Raw genomic sequence first — 15,903 nt, 5'->3', positions numbered from 1 at the left:
GTTAACAAGCACAGAGTTTTAAAGCTCTTAACTCGCAATGGGGCAATTTCGAGTTACGGTGAACCATTTCTTAGAACCGGGAAAGTGTCTACGATTCTCAGGCCTTACCATACTGTTTAATTGGCCAGTGAGCACCATCTGTAATCGAAATTGAAACTAGAAGCACAAGAGCATTGCTCCCTTACTCTTGTAACAAGCTGACTTTCCTATGCTTTAAGTGTGCCTATATACATAGTCTTATTTAGGTCATTTTCAAACGAGTTTGGGTTGGTAGCTCCCCAAATACTAATTTGTAATCTTGCGTTAGCTTTGACAAATGCCAAAAACCAAATAAAGAGGCAATTTGATAAATTTTAAGCTGAGGATTCTCAATTAAACAACGTCTAAAAGCTTGTAGTCGTAAGTAGGTAATGACTTCTTTAGGTGATAAGCCAAATTTACTCTGAAAACAGCGAGTCAACGTTCTAGCACTGGTATACACCTGACTACAAAGCTCACCAACCAAAATAGGCGTTGCGATATTATCTTGGATGTAAATCATTGCTTTTTGAATTAATCTATCTCGCGGTAATTTAATCATCGGAAAACGGTGTACCTTTGGTGAGTCCAAAGCAGATATCAACAAGTAACTCAGGTCTGATTTGAGCTCTTCAGCAAAGTGGGGGGCGTTTTCAAATGGTTGTAGATATAGTATTTGCTCGCTCAACATTTTGAGTTTATTCAGCGTTAGTGGATTTGCACTTTCGACACGGTGAGCGAGTGAAATCAAATCTATATCTAGCGGAAATCCGCACTGCTCCTTAAGCTGCATCAGCTCATCATAATTAACTGAAAACGTCAGCGCTGAAAATCCGGCTGGAGAAACGATATCAAACTTATCTTCTCTGCCAAATAGTTCTAGTGTCGTAGGAGTAATGGCTTGATTATTCCAAACTATCTCTGCTTCATCAGAAGTCAGTATTCCGAAGGTAATCGTATTACTAGGGGGGGAACCTCGTTGCCAAATTTTCTTACTAAACGAAATATGTTGTAAGCTAATTCCAGGCATTTCGGCTTTTGTTAAACCTGTTTCCAATATGCCACGATCTAATTGCACAAAATCTAATCCCCAGTCTCGAAGTTTCGTATTTAAACTCTCTATACCAGCAATTTTGATTTCACTACTTATCATCATAGGCCTTAGTCTGATTGGGAGTATATTTAATTTTGGCCGATATATTATAAAAAAAGTGAATTATTAACGCCATAATTACATTTTTACTACATCAATTAACCTTTTAGTGTTGAATTTTTTTTCGGCTCGGAGTGATTTTCTTGTTGGAATATCAAGGAGTTTTAGATGAAAGAGTTATCGTTTCTAACCATTTTAGCTTGTGCATTTGTACTACCTGCACAAGCTGAAGACATAGTTCATGACGCAGAATATAAGATACTAGAGCGGCAACATTCACAAAAGTGGCAAGAGCAAGACAAAGCAATCGATAAAAAACTTGCTGACATTCGCATGAATAATGGCGATGAGCGACCAAACATCATTTACTTATTGGTCGATGATTTGAGCTATGGTCAGATGGGAAATCGGAAGATGAACCATGTAATGGGCGTCAATACTAAGAATATAAATGACTTTGCCAACGAGGGTTTATCACTAGAACGAATGTATACCGAGCCATCTTGTACTCCAACGCGAGCAGCAATGATGACGGGGCGTCACCCTATTCGTAGTGGTTCAAGTGAAGTGAAAGTAACTTTGGTTGGGGAAGGATTATCCAAAGATGAAGTTACTATTGCTGAAGTTCTATCTGAAGCAGGTTATAGCACATCACATGTAGGTAAATGGCACCAAGGCGATATTGAGGAATCCTACCCACATAATCAAGGGTTTGATTATGCAGCTTTCCCTGCACATCAACAAGTTCAGTTATCACTGATGACAAAAGAAGCGGCATTGGCAAATAACCTATTTGGTTGGAATGATACAATGCAAAATAATGACTTTGTTATTGATAAAACCTTTCGACCAAATGGAATGGTTACAGGGTTAGAAGCAAGAAAGGGCGAAATGGCTAAAGAAGTGCATATGCCTGCTGGCCATGAATGGAGCCAAGCTGATTACCATGAAATGAATGTTCGATATCAACGCCAAGCAATTGATCAACTCCAACAACTTTCTAAATTAAACAAGCCATTTTATTTACAGTATTGGCCTCTATACCCTCTAAATTTCGTTCATGACCAAACACCTAATGTAACAAGAAATGGTGGTTTCATGGCAGAGAAACTACAGCTGCTTGATACTTGGTTTGGTGAATTCCTGAACGAACTCGATAATCTTGGTATCGCAGATAATACCGTGGTTATCTTAATGGCTGATAACGGCTTAATGTATCATTATGGCGGTCCTTCTGGCTTAAGCGAGCTAATTTATCGAGGCGGTAAAACTGACTTTTTAGAAGGAGGTATTCGCACTGATGCTTATGTTCGTTGGCCTGGTGTAATTGAAGCCAATTCCGCGGCTAGTGATATTATTCATGTCAGTGACCTTTACACCACGATAGCAAGAATTGCGCAAGCCACCGATCAAATTCCTAGAGATCGCATTATTGACGGAATTGACCAAACAGCCTTGTTACTTGAAGGGGAGACAAATGGTCGTAGAGATTATGTCTACGTTTACCAAAATGAAACTTTGGCTGCTGTAGTGAAAAATGAGTTTAAAATGCATGTTCCCACTCCAGGCATGCCTGGCGCTGCCGCACCAGTATTTAATGTTTATCGCGACCCGCGAGAAGAAAACCCCCATATTGGTATGGCCTTATGGTCTGGAGCGTCATTTCAAGACATGATGAAACGTCATATGATGATGATTCAAAAATATCCACATCTACCATTAGGAAAAGGTGTCCCTTATTCAGGGATAGAAAACCTTAGACCTGAAACAGTAAAACTGGTCGATGATTTTAAATCTTGGCATTAATGTAAACAGGCTCTAAGCCTTAACTATTACACTAGTTAGGGCTTGCCACTCTATTTAGACTATCTTCGGAAAGAAAGGTAAAACAAATAATGCGTTTATTGATATCGGTAGTTGTTTTGATAAGTGTTGTTATAGGGATATTTGGTGCGGTCGCGTTAACAGAGTTCGGGCAAATCTTGGACATGCCTAGACCTTGGGTTTTTACTTATTTTGACTACAAAAGCGTGTTTAGTGTGGCAATTTTATTCGCGGTAGTATTGGTTTTCTATCTCGATAACACCCCCCGTTTTTTCTCTAAAAAGTTAAAAGTTTGCTATGCACTGGGTATTATTGCTTGTGTATTTTTCATCAATTTTTTCGCACCTGATTTTTGGTTACGCTCTCAACAATATGGCGCTCAGTTTATGTCAGTTCAAGAAGCTGACTCAAAATTAGATGATGATACGGATATGTTTGTTTTAGAGATAGATGGCGATGCACGAGGATATCCTCGTGATTGGATGCAGTTACCTCATATCGTTGGCGATAACATAGCAGGGCAAGATACAGTAATGACGTACTGTGCTTTAAGTAATTTGCCAATGGCATTTAACCCAAAAATCAATGGAAAAGACACTGATTTTAAAGTTATCGCCCAAGTACATAACAATCTCATTTTTTCAGATAGAAATAGCGGGGAGCTTATCCAACAAGTCACCGCTACAGCTGAATATAGTCAGGAGGAATTGGATCAATATCCGGTCCAACGTATGCCTTGGAGTTCCTATAAAAAACTCTACCCAAAGGGAGAAGTATTTAACTATGAACCAAACTGGTATGACAAGTTAACACTTAAGTTATTTGATAGTGCATTAGCCCCTCATTATGAAGGCTCCCCAATGTTCCCTACTTTAAGCTTAGCTGATGACCGATTAGAAAGTGGAACCGTAATTTGGGGAATAAAAGTTGCTGATGAAACATTGGCTATCACCAAGGATGCTTTTACCGAACAAAATATTAGAATCATTAAACTAGAACAACAGCACATTGCATTCGTTTTTTACGCTGAGCTAGATACTATTGGTGCTTTCTATATAACTGACGATATCCATGAAATAGATAACCTAACAATAGATGCTTACGGTAATTCCCCCTTTGGTAAGTTACAAAGAGTTAACCTTTATTCTGGAATGCCATGGATGATATGGAGCCATTGGTACCCCAACACTCAGGTGGTTTCATCTTAAACTGTGAAAAGCATGTTACTCAAACACATTAATTGTAGTGGTTTACTGAACTATGCTCCCAACTCGTTTTTGGACAGAACTGAGTTGGGCGCTTCGTGCTGAATCTACCCATCGGATAACTTTTGCTATCCCAAAGTGCAGAAAGGCACCGCTATTCGCAATGTCTGAAATGCAAGGTGATCGAAAATCTTCAGCCTAGAGGTAAAAAGTCAAAGTCAAAAGTCAAAAGTCAAAAGTCAAAAGTCAGCTAGCATAAATCTAGCTAGCTCAAAAATGGAAAAACTAGTAGGTATTTGGGTATTGCGCCCTTATTTCCGTAATGGTGGCTAGTTTTGATAACTTTTTTATTTTCATGATGTCGAGAAAGCAACTTCTAACCACTCTATGAATAGTCTAACCCTCGTTGAATGCTTCCTGTTTCGCGGGTAAAGAATTGAAACAGGAGATGGAGATGGAGGGACATGCTCCAAAATAGTACTCAATGCACCTGATTCTAGATCTCTCTTTATGTGATAACTCGGTACTTGTACTATTCCTAAGCCTTCTCGAGCTGCGGCTACGAGCGTTTCAGCGGCATTGACCATTATCGAAACTTCTGGCGAAAAGTATTGAATTTTCCCATCTATAATGAACTCTAAGGGTAAAGATACACTACTTCCCGTTGCCCGAAAGCCAACCATTTTGTGGTCAGCTAAATCCTCGACACTCGTCGGCGTACCAAAGTTTGATAAATATTCAGGAGAAGCAACTGTCACTTCATCTAAAAGAGCTATCTGCTTTGACACTAATTCTTCTGTTCTTATATTTCCAACTCGAATGACACAATCAATACCTTCATGAATTGCATCAGAAAGCCTATCTCCTTCACTCATATATAGCTCAATATCTGGATATGTTGATAAAAAATGTGGCAACTTGGAAATTAGAAAGTGTCGAGCTAATGTTCCATGAACATCAACCCTCAAAGCTCCCTTGGGCTTTACGCCAGTAAATGCGGTTTCTGCATCTTCCACTTCTTGAATTATCGATAAACACCGCTGATAGAATTCTTCACCGTCTAATGTTGGTCTAACTCGTCTTGTTGTTCGTTCAAGCAAAACAACACCAATTCTATCTTCTAGCTTCTTTACCACATCTGTGACGGTAGAACGGGCAATGTTCAAATCTCCGGCTGCTTCGGTAAAGCTCTGCCTCTCTAAAACCCTTGTAAAAACGCGCATTGCGTCAAATCTGTCCATCATTGTTCGACTTTTTCGGATATTGATACCGAATAATAACTGATTATTCACAAACGCGAAGGTGCTATTTTTTAGATAGATGTTCAAACAACAACCACAATCCTAAGGAGGATTCATGTCAAACTTCAAAAAAATAGCTTTAGTAACTGGTGCTTCGCGGGGAATTGGGGCAAACATCGCGGAACGTTTAGCGAAGGATGGATTTGCCATTGTGGTGAATTTTGCTGGTAGTGAAAGTGCAGCAAATCAGGTCGTTGCTCAGATTACTGAAGCCGGTGGACAGGCTATGCCTTACCAAGCCGATGTATCAGATGCGAAGGCGGTAAATACGATGTTCAACCATATTGAATCAACGTGGGGGAAAGTCGACGTATTAGTAAACAATGCAGGAATCATGGAACTTCAGCCTCTTTCCAAGGCCGATACACAACATGTCGATAAACAAATAGATATTAATCTAAAGGGGACAATCAATACTCTTCGTGAGGCTTCATTAAGGCTGAATAACGGCGGTCGAGTCATTAACTTTTCGACTAGTGTAGTTGGTCTTAAACTTGAGAACTATGGTGTCTATGCTGCTACGAAAGCTGCGGTTGAAACGCTAACCGCGATTATGGCCAAGGAGATGCGCGGAAAAGAGATTACGGTTAACGCTGTAGCACCGGGGCCAACTGCTACAGAGCTGTTTTTAAAAGGTAAGCCGAATGAGCTGATTGAACGTATGGCTCAAATGAACCCGCTTGAAAGACTCGGTACGCCAGATGACATTGCATCCGTAGTATCATTTTTAGCAAGTACAGATAGTGGCTGGATCAATGGGCAGGTTCTTCGAGCCAATGGCGGCGTTATTTAAGGAGAGCATCGTGTCTAAGAAAGTCATTTTAGTTACTGGTTCTTCTAGTGGATTTGGGCGTCTCATTTCTGAAGCGCTCGCCCGCGCGGGCCATCAAGTATATGCCTCCATGAGAGAGATAGATGGAAAAAATGCAGTCAACGCTCAGCAAATTGTTGAATTAAGTCGAGCTGAATCTCTGTCTATCAAACCTTTGGAATTAGATGTTCAATCCGAGTTATCTGTTGAACAGGCGGTAACCACGATTATTGACGAATGCAGTATGATTGACATCGTAGTCCACAACGCTGGACACATGATGTTTGGACCTGCCGAGGCTTTTACTCCTGAACAATTTGCTCAGCAATATGATGTCAATGTTTTGGGAGCGCAACGGCTCAATCGTGCTGTATTGCCTCATATGCGTAAACGTCATGAGGGTTACCTAATCTGGATTTCCAGCTCAAGTTCGGCAGGTGGCACGCCGCCTTATTTGTCACCGTACTTTGCGGCGAAAGCTGCTATGGATTCTTTGGCTGTTCAATACGCAAGAGAGCTGAGTCGCTGGGGGATTGAAACAACCATAGTCGTTCCAGGGGCGTTTACCAAAGGCACAAACCACTTTGCTCACTCAGGACATCCAAAGGATATCGAATGCGTCAATGAATATGAAAATGGGCCATACGCTAACTTTTCTGAGCAGATTCAAAATTCGTTTGCTGAAATCGTCCCTGAAGATGCTAGACCGGATCCGGTTGCAGATATGATTGTCGAGGCTGTATCTAAGCCTTTCGGTGACAAGCCGTTTCGTATCCTCTTTGACCCGACCAATGATGGTGCCGATGTTGGTTTTGCGGTTCTGGATCGACTCAGAGCAGAAATGTTACATCGTGTTGGTTTATCGGACCTTTTAACACCTTCCGCTAAATAGTAGCAAGGCACGTGCAGCGATGAGGTGATGGCCTAAAAGTGTGAGGTTATAAAATGCATACATTAATCATACTTGTGTGTGGAATTATCCTACTAGGATTATTTATTACTTTCGGCTGGCTATGGCATTTTACGCCATTACTAAGTCCAGCAATGCTGAAGCTGTTCATTCTTATTTGGTTTGGAGTATCAAGTTGGAATATGTGGATAGGGATTGACAAAGCTGGGTACTCACTTTGTGAGGAAATTTATATTTTTCCTCTAGTATTTCTTCCTCCAGTGTTGTTGGCGTTTATAGCCCTGAAGTGGGCCCGAACTATCGTAGCGAGTTATTTTGCTTTAAACCTTAAACTGAATTTCAATTTTGAAGAGAAAACGAAATGTTCAATTTTAATTATTTATTAGTTAGTCTGATTGCCGCAATTACGGCCACACTTGCCGCTACATTAGCTAACAGTCTAAGTTGGCCTGTATGGGCCATGTTTATTGGCTGGGTTGCTTTCTATACTGGAAAACACACACTGCCTGGTATTTTTACAACCTATGGTTGCTTAGCACTAGGTATTATTATTGCCAATTTCGCGGGACTTGCAATCGCTAGTCTAGCTCAACAAATAGGTTTTTGGTCTATAACGCCTGTTGTATTTGTTGTTGCATTAGTTATCGTTTCATTGCGAGGTATTCCTCTATTTAATAATATCCCTTCTTATTTTTTAGGAATGATTGCATTTATTGCGGCGCATATGCCAGTAGGGATATCAAGCACGATGCCTATGCTTATTGTAACCGCGGTAGGAATCATCGCAGCATTCTGCACAGCAATGATACAAGGCAAGCTCATTCGCAGTGCGTCTGATGCCAACTGATATCAAATGGCTATAATTAGAGTAAAGAAGGCTAAAAAGATAGGGAGATAGGGAGATAGAATCCAACTTAGGTTGGGCTGACTCTTTTATATACTTCATCGGATAAACGTCATTACTTTTCCTAGATTTGCTTTAGAGCGCATTGGTTTACCCAGTGGCAGTCATGTTTACCCTGATACAATTGTATCAGGGTAAACAGCCAGTTTATCCGGCGCAGACTTCTTGTTGAGCGCGTATCGCGTCTTTTCCAGCAACCAACTTGAATGGGCTTTCGATGTCAGTTGCCGCTCGCCAAACGGCCTCCACCACATCCTGGCTCTGTGTAAGATCCTCTGGTGAAGTAGAGGTGAACTTACTCATTACTTCTTCAATGAAAGGTTCATACTCAGCAGGTGTTTGACTGCTCTGATCCATTGCCGCGATAGCATTTTTGCTAAAATCAGTGCCCGGAGATTGACCCGGCAAAACAAGATGCACGTTTATCCCCAAGGGTTTTAGCTCCAAAGCCAAACACTCAGAAAATGCATTTAAGGCAGCTTTACTCGCGGTATAAGCAGCCAACAAAGGCAGTGGCTTTATAGTGACACTGGAAGATACGTTGATTATGGTCCCCACCCCGTTAGCCCGCATTCCGGGTAGCACCGCTCTTATCATCTCAAAACAACCAAATGTATTGGTATCAAAGATATTTCTGATAACCCTGTCAGGTGCGCTTTCTAATACTGATAACCACCCTACACCAGCGTTGTTAACCAGCACATCAACATCACCTGCTAGCTCGACAGCTTGATGGATGCTTTCTGTTTGAGTTACATCCAACTCTATCAGCTTTAAGTTCTCAGATTGGGGCAGTAAGTTGGGATTGACTCTTCTCATGGTTGCAATAACTTTCCATCCATTATCTAAGAAATGTTGAGCAATCGCTAAACCAAATCCTGATGAACACCCTGTGATTAATACTGTTTTCATAAGCTCTCCTAGTCATGTCTACCTTTTGGGGAGAGCCAATATTGACAGGTTCATTAACACTATGAATACTCGATAGTACAAAAACGTTTATCAATGGTATTTTATGCGGGATCCTCTTTCTGACGTTGTCTCCCTTTTAGCCCCTTATGCTCCAGAAATTAAACTCGCTGAAGCAAGCGGGCCTTTTCAAGTTCAAAGAGCTAGGCTAGACAGGCTATTCTATTGTCTAGCAGTTACAGGTGAGGTGTTAGTATCGGTCAACGATGCCCCTCCAATTCAGCTAAATGAATCCGACTTTATACTTATTCCTGAAGCGCAAAAAGCCGCGATCTCCTCCGTTCAGCCAACAACTTCTAGCTTTTTCGACAAGCCGCAACAAATAGGACCCGGCAGAGTGTGGATTGGCGAGAATGGAGCGGATATAAGCACCCGTATGATAATTGGTCACTGTAGCTTTAAATGTCAGGATAAGGACATGTTGCTATCATTGCTTCCTTCAAGCATGGTCCTACGGGGAAAGGAGCAAATTACTGCTATAACCTCTTTAACCTCTTTGATCAAAGAAGAAGTTTTAGCGCCTAAACCTGCTGGAGAGGTCATCACCGACTATTTGTTACGAATACTGTTGATAAACGCATTTCGCTCAGCTCACCTTTCCAATGAACTTCCTAGTCTAATACGTGGATTGGCAGATAAATGCGTTGCTAAAGCTTTAAGAGCTATCCATGACCAACCTGCATATCCTTGGTCTGGTGAGTCTTTAGCTGCGGAAGCTGGAATGTCCCGCTCTGCTTTTTTTTCTCGCTTTAAAGATACTGTAGGTATGACACCCTTAAGTTATCTTCTGCAATGGAGAATGGCCAAGGCCAAATCCCTTCTTAAAGAAGGGAGAGAACCAGTCATCTCTATTGCATTAGAAGTCGGGTATAATTCAAGTAGTTCGTTCAGCAGCGCTTTCCTGCGACATCAGGGGGTATCTCCCTCAGCTTTCAGAGGACAGCTTGTGGAAAACAACTAGCTTGAGTTCGGCCATTAACTTAGTGCTGATTGCAGATGCTTTAACAAGCTAGTCAATAAGGTATCGGACAATCAAGCTAGTTAATTTATCTAGGTACTTTTTATCTGCCCTTTTTTTGGTAATCACCATACGCCAGTAAATCATGCTACCCAGCATATCCAAAGTCATCTCGATATCTTTATCAGGACCAATTTGCCTTCGTTCAATTGCACCCTGTAATACTTTTTCTGCGCTAGACCTACGTTGAACCTGCACTGTTGCGCGTATTTCCGAAGCTAACGCTTGATTACGTCCCATTTCTGCATGTAAATCGGGTAGAATCCTTGCAATCAAAGGATGACGAAGCAACCTTCTAAGCTGGAGCAGTATCTGATGAACATCCTGATAAAGGTCACCTGTATCCGGAGTCACAAACAAGTTAACTCCCACTTTGTTTACTAGATCTGTAACCATGACTAGTTTAGAAGGCCAGCGACGGTAAATTGCCGCTTTACCTACTCCAGCTCTTTTAGCAACTGACTCAATTGAAATAGCTGAGTATCCTGTAACAGCCCACTCCTCAAAGAGTGCTTTTTCAATTGCTCTGGTTACTGATTCTTTTTTTACTGCTGCTCCACTAGGTTTACGACGCGTAGATCTATTTTCGTCGATACACTTGCGTTCCATTCAAAGTCCCCCTATAGTTATATTATCAATGATACGATGTCGTTCCATCGTAAAGCAAGGCCAGAGGAGTAAATCATGAATGATATTCAGACAGCTTTTACAGATTTTTCGGGAATGCTTAAAAATGCCCTTGGGGAAAAGCTTAACCCATCTGCAGAAAACTTTATCGATATGGTCGCCCAAGACGGTGTTATGGAATTCCCCTATGCACCAGAAGGCGCTGTAAAAAAAATCGAAGGTTCGGAAGCCCTCGCAAAATACCTATTGAGCGTAAGTGAAGTGATTAGCATTGGGGAAATCAGCAAACCTACAGTGCATCACACTCTGGATCCGAATGTGGTCATCATAGAGTTCGAATGCGCTGGGCTTGGGCTAAAAACAGGACGAGCCTACAACCAACGATACATTTCAGTGATTACCTTAAAAAATGGAAAAATACAGAAGTATCTGGATTACTGGAACCCAATCATTGCATTGGATGCGATTGGCGATCTTAGCTCACTGACTCAACGTGCAGGAGACAAAAAATGAACACTGTATTAATTACGGGTGGAACCGGAAAAACTGGCAAACGCATAGCTGAAAAACTTACCCTGCAGGGTGTAAGTGTTCGTGTTGCTTCTCGATCAGCCTTACCAATAAACGATTATGAGAGTATACGGTTTATCTGGGGTGATGAGACGACCTATGACGCAGCACTCAAAGATGTAAAAGCCATCTATTTGCTCGCACCAGCTAATGTCGCCGAACCGCTAGATGTGATGAAGCCTTTTATCGATTACGCGGTGAAAAAAGGAGTGAAGAGATTTGTATTGCTTAGCGCCTCCTCTTTACCGAAAGGCGGGCCAATGATGGGGGCGGTGCATGCTTACTTGGAAGAAACGGTCCCAGAATGGGCCGCGCTAAGGCCGACTTGGTTTATGCAGAACTTCTCTGAGCAGCAGCATCTGGAAACAATTTTATCAGAAGGGGCTATTTATTCTGCCACTGACAACGGCCGAGTCCCTTTTATCGATGCTGACGATATTGCTTCAGTAGCTGCGGTTGCTTTAACTCAAAAAGAGCCTCTTAATCGAGATGTTATTATGACGGGTCCATCTGCCATTACTTATGATGATGTTGCTAGTATGATAAGCAGAGTGATCAACAAACCAGTTGAACATATTAAGTTGACAGAGGGGCAACTTCGACAGCGTTTTATAATTTCAGGAATGGAGCTAGTCTATGCCAACGTGCTGTCTGCCATGGATACGTCTATCTCCCTCGGTTCAGAAGAAAACTGCTCAAATGAAGTAAAAAAACTGACCGGTAAAGATCCAATCTCTTTTCTAGATTTTGCTGAGCAAGCTACCATGAACTGGATACGCTGATAAACGATCTAAGCTTTTGCAGTCATCGTCCGAGGTCTGCAAAAGCAGCTCGCTTAATATCGGTTTGAACAAATTATCCCGTAGTATACAATGTATATATGATTCATATACAAACTGCATATCTATGGGTATAGTAAAAATTTCTGATGAGCTCCATGAAGAGCTTCGCAAAGCAAGTTCCGTCATGCATCGTTCTATCAACTCTCAGGCAGAGTTCTGGATTAAAGTAGGCATGCTAGCAGAGTTACATCCTGAGCTTTCATTTAACCAGTTGATATCAGAACTGATGGCATCGGTTTCGGTTCCAAACAGAGTACCCCCTCAAGAGCGAGATTATGAGTAGTCACATCACGATAAAAAATAATCACGAAATCGCACTTATGCGGCAATCAGGAAGGCTGCTTGCTATGGTGTTCAAAATGCTGGATTCCTATGTTAAGCCCGGCGTTTCAACGATGGATATCAATGATGCTGTAGAGAGATTCATTACTGATGAACTTGAAGCTCGCCCGGCAAGCAAAGGACAATACGGGTATCAGTATGTATTGAACTCTTCGGTCAATGAAGTGGTATGCCATGGTGTGCCAAAAGCAAGCCAGTTTCTAAAAGCCAGAGACATCATCAATCTAGACATTACTTTGGAAAAAAACGGTTTTATTGCTGACTCTAGCAAGATGTATCTTATGCCTGAAGCACCACCTTTAGCTAAGAAACTTGCAATAGTTACCTACGAAGCGATGTGGAAAGGGATAAGACAGGTGAGACCGGGGGCGACGCTGGGAGACGTTGGTCATGCTATCCAGAGTTACGCAGAGTCGCATGGTTACAGCATTGTAAGAGAGTACTGTGGCCACGGTATAGGTCGGGAAATGCATGAAGCACCTCAGGTCCTACATTATGGTATTCCAAACGACGGCGTGACACTAGAAGAAGGAATGGTGTTTACCATTGAACCAATGGTAAACCAAGGCTCAGCAAAGACCAAAACCAAGAAAGATGGATGGACGGTAATCACACGTGATAAAAAGTTGTCTGCTCAGTCAGAACACACCATTCTGGTAACAAAGTCTGGATATGAAGTCCTGACTCTTCGCGATGAAGAGTCTGCTGATTTGCACATTTAACCTGAGTTAAAAAAAGTAATGAAGACCTTAGACGAAATCTATCAGCAAAAAAACTCGCTAAAACACAATGGGGCATTTTTGAGTTACGGATGAACCATATTTTAAGGGCCTAGAAAATGTCTAGGATTCTCAGGCCTTACCACTTACATACTAGAACCACAACTATAACGAACACCTTTGAGGCATATAGATGCTTAAAATCTCTAACAGTGTGGAATTAGCAGACTGGGAAATAGAACTCACAGCAATAAGAGCTATGGGTGCTGGAGGTCAGAAAGTAAATAAGACAAGCTCAGCTGTACATTTGAGATTTGATATCAACTGTTCAACATTGCCTGACTTCTATAAGCAGAGACTATTGGCTTTAACTGATTCTCGGGTGACTAAGGACGGCGTAATTGTCATCAAAGCCCAGCAATACCGAACCCAAGAACAAAACAGAGATGACGCGCTAGAAAGGCTAAAGCAGCTAATCCTATCTGCTACAGTTGTCCAAAAGGCAAGAAGGGCAACGAAGCCCACCAGAAACTCACAAAAGCGAAGAATGGACTCCAAGAAACGCAAAGGCCAAACCAAAGCATTAAGAGGTAAGGTTCAGTAGTAGCTCATACCTGATTTGACAGTTACCTTTTCCTCAATCTTACTCTGCGTTTCCCTTTAACAGAGATACTCTGAGAAACTTTTGGCCGCTCCTCTTCAACTTGGAGGTTTCGCTTTATTTCCTCCAAATCAGGCTCGACCACTTGCACCTCTAGTTCAGGTTCAGGTTGCTCTTCAGCTTCTTCATCAGAATCAAAAGTAATGACTACCTTTACAGTTGAAGCGTCTTTCATCTTTGATGAGCTAAAGCTAGTGCCGATATGAGCTCTTACACTGGAAAAGCTCAAAAACACAGAACCCAAGAGAAAAACCGTCAAGAAGCTTTGACTCGACTGAATGAATTAATCATAACCGCAACGTCCATAAAAAAGAGTCGGTGTCCGACTAAACCTACAAAAGGTTCTCAGAAGCGAAGGGTGGACAAGAAAGTTAAGCAGAGAAGGGCTAAATCACTACGTGGAAAAGTGGAGTTCTGAGGGTCAGAAAACGCAAAAAACATACTCTTTATGCATCTTTTTACACGTTTTTTACAAAAACATAAGTTTATGTAAAGGTAGTCGCCCTACCTAATGTTTAATATACGCCATATATATCAATATCTTGGATAACTAGATCTCTCTAATAGAAATAAAATAGTTTCGCTATAAACGAAATGTTAATAAAGTGTCCAGTGCGGTGCACTTACGCTTTGATATTAAGCGTTCCAGCCTTCCTGCTTTTTATAAAGAACGCTTACTTAAACTCAACGACCAACGCATCAGTAAAGACGGCGTTTTAGTGCTTAAAGCGCAAAGCCACCGTACTCAAGAACGTAATAAAGAAGACGCATTGCAGCGGCTAAAAGAGCTAATTGTTAGTGCTGCGGTGGTACAAAAAAGCCGCCGAGCGACTAAAGCTACATATGGCTCTCAGCGTAGACGTATGGATAAGAAAACCCAACGCGGCCAAACCAAACAATTACGCAACAAAATTAGCTATTAGTGACCTTGCTCGGAAAACACTAGGAAACACATTATCTAAGGCTATTTAGGGCTGACTAAGCGGTTTCTTATGTGTAACGTTGAAGGCACTTATTAGCCGAAAACTAAGGAAGTAGTTATGTCGCGACTGTTGGCCTTTGGTGAAGTATTGGTAGATTGGATCCCTTTGGAATTTCAGCGCCAAGGCAAAATCGACATTCCTATCTATGGGCAATATCCAGGTGGAGCTCCCGCCAATGTAGCGGTTGCTGTAGCAGGACTTGGGCAACCTGCATACATGTTAGGCCAGCTAGGCGAAGATGCTGCTGGTGTTTACCTTCGAGATTGTTTGCAACAACAACAGGTAAACTGTGACTATTTACTCTGTACATCCGAACACCCTACGCCAATGGCCTTTGTTAGTTTAGATGCCAGTGGCGAGCGCAGCTTTAGTTTTCATCGTAACAATTCAGCCGATCTAAAACTGTCGTTTAGTGATTTTCCTCAGCAACTGTTTTCTGGGGCAGGGCTGTTTCATATATGCTCCAATACCCTCACCGAAGCGGCGATTGCTGACACCACTTTACAGGCTATTACTGCGGCCAAACAAGGTGGCATGTTAGTCAGTTTTGATGTGAACTTACGTTTAGCGTTGTGGCCAAGCACAGAGCAGCTTATCCCTCGGGTTATGCAGGCTGCGGCTCTATCAGACATGCTTAAGTTAAGCTTGGAAGAATGGAATTATTTAGCTAAAGGTGTGCAAGTTGACGATCTGGCTAGTCATTTGTTTGCACTTGGCGTAAAACTCATTTTACTTACTGATGGGGCTGAGCCCGTGCAACTGTTTAGCGCAAAAGAAACCCTGCAGTTGGCTACACCTAAGGTGGATGTGGTGGATACTACTGGCGCCGGCGATGCCTTTACTGGAGCCTGGCTAGCGTCACTTATTGAGCAGAGCATTACCGATTCTGCCGCCCTTGAGCACGCCATTTCTTTAGTTTCTCCCTTAGCGGATGCGCTTAACCATGCGGTGGTTGCTGGCGCGTTAGCGGTAACTAAACGTGGCGCTTGGAGCGCTTTGCCCTCACATCAAGATATCCAACAGTTTATTCAACACAAGGAGTAACT

General features: G+C 42.0%; 17 protein-coding genes and 1 pseudogene. 13 read left to right on the top strand and 5 right to left on the bottom strand.

Going from position 1 to position 15,903, the window contains the following annotated elements; genetic code table 11:
• Positions 1–241: 241 nt before the first annotated feature.
• Positions 242–1,174, bottom strand: a complete 933-nt coding sequence (locus ACLD71_RS01585; RefSeq protein ID WP_411992617.1) for a helix-turn-helix domain-containing protein — start codon at positions 1,172–1,174, stop codon at positions 242–244.
• 165 nt (positions 1,175–1,339) lie between these two features.
• Here ACLD71_RS01585 and ACLD71_RS01580 point away from each other — a divergent pair, with 165 nt between their 5' ends.
• Both ACLD71_RS01580 and ACLD71_RS01575 read left to right on the top strand, forming a co-directional pair.
• Positions 1,340–2,977 (top strand): sulfatase-like hydrolase/transferase, encoded by a 1,638-nt coding sequence (locus ACLD71_RS01580; protein WP_411992615.1) that lies wholly within the window; start codon positions 1,340–1,342, stop codon positions 2,975–2,977.
• 89 nt (positions 2,978–3,066) lie between these two features.
• A complete protein-coding gene (locus tag ACLD71_RS01575) occupies positions 3,067–4,203 on the top strand; it encodes a DUF3179 domain-containing (seleno)protein (RefSeq protein WP_411992613.1) in 1,137 nt (378 codons plus the stop codon).
• 350 nt (positions 4,204–4,553) lie between these two features.
• Here the strand turns inward: ACLD71_RS01575 and ACLD71_RS01570 are convergent, their stop codons facing one another.
• Entirely contained in the window at positions 4,554–5,444 is an 891-nt protein-coding gene (locus ACLD71_RS01570; RefSeq protein WP_411992611.1) for a LysR family transcriptional regulator, read from the bottom strand.
• Between the two features lie 112 nt (positions 5,445–5,556).
• On the opposite strand from ACLD71_RS01570, the gene ACLD71_RS01565 reads away from it, so the two are divergent.
• The 3 genes from ACLD71_RS01565 (at position 5,557) to ACLD71_RS01555 (ending at position 8,069) form a co-directional block, all read left to right on the top strand.
• Positions 5,557–6,294 carry an SDR family oxidoreductase gene (locus ACLD71_RS01565; protein ID WP_137672581.1) on the top strand — a complete coding sequence of 246 codons (738 nt, stop codon included), beginning with the start codon at positions 5,557–5,559 and terminating at the stop codon, positions 6,292–6,294.
• A 10-nt stretch (positions 6,295–6,304) separates the two neighbouring features.
• Entirely contained in the window at positions 6,305–7,204 is a 900-nt protein-coding gene (locus tag ACLD71_RS01560; protein ID WP_411992609.1) for an SDR family oxidoreductase, read from the top strand.
• A 379-nt stretch (positions 7,205–7,583) separates the two neighbouring features.
• Positions 7,584–8,069, top strand: coding sequence for a DUF1097 domain-containing protein (locus ACLD71_RS01555; RefSeq protein ID WP_137672583.1), 486 nt, complete (start codon positions 7,584–7,586; stop codon positions 8,067–8,069).
• Between the two features lie 204 nt (positions 8,070–8,273).
• Here the strand turns inward: ACLD71_RS01555 and ACLD71_RS01550 are convergent, their stop codons facing one another.
• Positions 8,274–9,038 (bottom strand): SDR family oxidoreductase, encoded by a 765-nt coding sequence (locus tag ACLD71_RS01550; RefSeq protein WP_137672584.1) that lies wholly within the window; start codon positions 9,036–9,038, stop codon positions 8,274–8,276.
• Between the two features lie 103 nt (positions 9,039–9,141).
• Here ACLD71_RS01550 and ACLD71_RS01545 point away from each other — a divergent pair, with 103 nt between their 5' ends.
• Positions 9,142–10,056 carry an AraC family transcriptional regulator gene (locus tag ACLD71_RS01545; RefSeq protein WP_411992607.1) on the top strand — a complete coding sequence of 305 codons (915 nt, stop codon included), beginning with the start codon at positions 9,142–9,144 and terminating at the stop codon, positions 10,054–10,056.
• Positions 10,057–10,104: 48 nt separating this feature from the next.
• Here the strand turns inward: ACLD71_RS01545 and ACLD71_RS01540 are convergent, their stop codons facing one another.
• Positions 10,105–10,722 carry a TetR/AcrR family transcriptional regulator gene (locus tag ACLD71_RS01540; protein WP_137672586.1) on the bottom strand — a complete coding sequence of 206 codons (618 nt, stop codon included), beginning with the start codon at positions 10,720–10,722 and terminating at the stop codon, positions 10,105–10,107.
• Positions 10,723–10,797: 75 nt separating this feature from the next.
• Between ACLD71_RS01540 and ACLD71_RS01535 the strand changes: the two genes are divergently transcribed.
• The 5 genes from ACLD71_RS01535 (at position 10,798) to arfB (ACLD71_RS01515) (ending at position 13,817) form a co-directional block, all read left to right on the top strand.
• A complete protein-coding gene (locus ACLD71_RS01535; RefSeq protein ID WP_201798707.1) occupies positions 10,798–11,253 on the top strand; it encodes a nuclear transport factor 2 family protein in 456 nt (151 codons plus the stop codon).
• The gene (locus tag ACLD71_RS01530; RefSeq protein WP_137672587.1) at positions 11,250–12,092 is read left to right on the top strand and encodes an ergot alkaloid biosynthesis protein; all 843 of its coding nucleotides are present in this window, start codon (positions 11,250–11,252) and stop codon (positions 12,090–12,092) included. The genes ACLD71_RS01535 and ACLD71_RS01530 overlap by 4 nt, the downstream gene beginning before the upstream one ends.
• Before the next feature lie 124 nt (positions 12,093–12,216).
• Positions 12,217–12,435 (top strand): ParD-like family protein, encoded by a 219-nt coding sequence (locus tag ACLD71_RS01525; RefSeq protein WP_411992604.1) that lies wholly within the window; start codon positions 12,217–12,219, stop codon positions 12,433–12,435.
• Positions 12,428–13,216 (top strand): type I methionyl aminopeptidase, encoded by a 789-nt coding sequence (map, locus tag ACLD71_RS01520; protein WP_137672589.1) that lies wholly within the window; start codon positions 12,428–12,430, stop codon positions 13,214–13,216. Before ACLD71_RS01525 ends, map begins: the two co-directional genes overlap by 8 nt.
• 190 nt (positions 13,217–13,406) lie before the next feature.
• Positions 13,407–13,817, top strand: a complete 411-nt coding sequence (gene arfB, locus ACLD71_RS01515) for an alternative ribosome rescue aminoacyl-tRNA hydrolase ArfB (protein WP_411992602.1) — start codon at positions 13,407–13,409, stop codon at positions 13,815–13,817.
• A 22-nt stretch (positions 13,818–13,839) separates the two neighbouring features.
• Here the strand turns inward: arfB (ACLD71_RS01515) and ACLD71_RS01510 are convergent, their stop codons facing one another.
• The gene (locus ACLD71_RS01510; protein WP_411992600.1) at positions 13,840–14,049 is read right to left on the bottom strand and encodes a hypothetical protein; all 210 of its coding nucleotides are present in this window, start codon (positions 14,047–14,049) and stop codon (positions 13,840–13,842) included.
• Between the two features lie 415 nt (positions 14,050–14,464).
• On the opposite strand from ACLD71_RS01510, the pseudogene arfB (ACLD71_RS01505) reads away from it, so the two are divergent.
• Together arfB (ACLD71_RS01505) and ACLD71_RS01500 are read left to right on the top strand one after the other, a co-directional pair.
• Positions 14,465–14,797 (top strand): annotated as a pseudogene (arfB, locus tag ACLD71_RS01505) (alternative ribosome rescue aminoacyl-tRNA hydrolase ArfB); the annotation flags it as partial.
• Between the two features lie 117 nt (positions 14,798–14,914).
• The gene (locus ACLD71_RS01500) at positions 14,915–15,901 is read left to right on the top strand and encodes a carbohydrate kinase family protein (protein ID WP_137674036.1); all 987 of its coding nucleotides are present in this window, start codon (positions 14,915–14,917) and stop codon (positions 15,899–15,901) included.
• The last annotated feature ends 2 nt before the right edge of the window (positions 15,902–15,903 follow it).

This window comes from Agarivorans sp. DSG3-1, assembly GCF_046774965.1.
Classification (GTDB): Bacteria; Pseudomonadota; Gammaproteobacteria; order Enterobacterales; family Celerinatantimonadaceae; genus Agarivorans.
The sequence above is the reverse complement of the archived record's forward strand: the minus strand, read 5'-3'. Positions and strand labels throughout refer to the sequence as shown.

Excerpts from the sequence above, each read along its gene's own strand:
- ACLD71_RS01585 (WP_411992617.1), bottom strand. The coding sequence starts at position 1,174 with ATGATGATAAGTAGTGAAATCAAAATTGCTGGTATAGAGAGTTTAAAT.
- ACLD71_RS01580 (WP_411992615.1), top strand. The coding sequence starts at position 1,340 with ATGAAAGAGTTATCGTTTCTAACCATTTTAGCTTGTGCATTTGTACTA.
- ACLD71_RS01575 (WP_411992613.1), top strand. The coding sequence starts at position 3,067 with ATGCGTTTATTGATATCGGTAGTTGTTTTGATAAGTGTTGTTATAGGG.
- ACLD71_RS01570 (WP_411992611.1), bottom strand. The coding sequence starts at position 5,444 with ATGATGGACAGATTTGACGCAATGCGCGTTTTTACAAGGGTTTTAGAG.
- ACLD71_RS01565 (WP_137672581.1), top strand. The coding sequence starts at position 5,557 with ATGTCAAACTTCAAAAAAATAGCTTTAGTAACTGGTGCTTCGCGGGGA.
- ACLD71_RS01555 (WP_137672583.1), top strand. The coding sequence starts at position 7,584 with ATGTTCAATTTTAATTATTTATTAGTTAGTCTGATTGCCGCAATTACG.
- ACLD71_RS01550 (WP_137672584.1), bottom strand. The coding sequence starts at position 9,038 with ATGAAAACAGTATTAATCACAGGGTGTTCATCAGGATTTGGTTTAGCG.
- ACLD71_RS01545 (WP_411992607.1), top strand. The coding sequence starts at position 9,142 with ATGCGGGATCCTCTTTCTGACGTTGTCTCCCTTTTAGCCCCTTATGCT.
- ACLD71_RS01540 (WP_137672586.1), bottom strand. The coding sequence starts at position 10,722 with ATGGAACGCAAGTGTATCGACGAAAATAGATCTACGCGTCGTAAACCT.
- ACLD71_RS01535 (WP_201798707.1), top strand. The coding sequence starts at position 10,798 with ATGAATGATATTCAGACAGCTTTTACAGATTTTTCGGGAATGCTTAAA.
- ACLD71_RS01530 (WP_137672587.1), top strand. The coding sequence starts at position 11,250 with ATGAACACTGTATTAATTACGGGTGGAACCGGAAAAACTGGCAAACGC.
- ACLD71_RS01525 (WP_411992604.1), top strand. The coding sequence starts at position 12,217 with ATGGGTATAGTAAAAATTTCTGATGAGCTCCATGAAGAGCTTCGCAAA.
- map (WP_137672589.1), top strand. The coding sequence starts at position 12,428 with ATGAGTAGTCACATCACGATAAAAAATAATCACGAAATCGCACTTATG.
- arfB (WP_411992602.1), top strand. The coding sequence starts at position 13,407 with ATGCTTAAAATCTCTAACAGTGTGGAATTAGCAGACTGGGAAATAGAA.
- ACLD71_RS01510 (WP_411992600.1), bottom strand. The coding sequence starts at position 14,049 with ATGAAAGACGCTTCAACTGTAAAGGTAGTCATTACTTTTGATTCTGAT.
- ACLD71_RS01500 (WP_137674036.1), top strand. The coding sequence starts at position 14,915 with ATGTCGCGACTGTTGGCCTTTGGTGAAGTATTGGTAGATTGGATCCCT.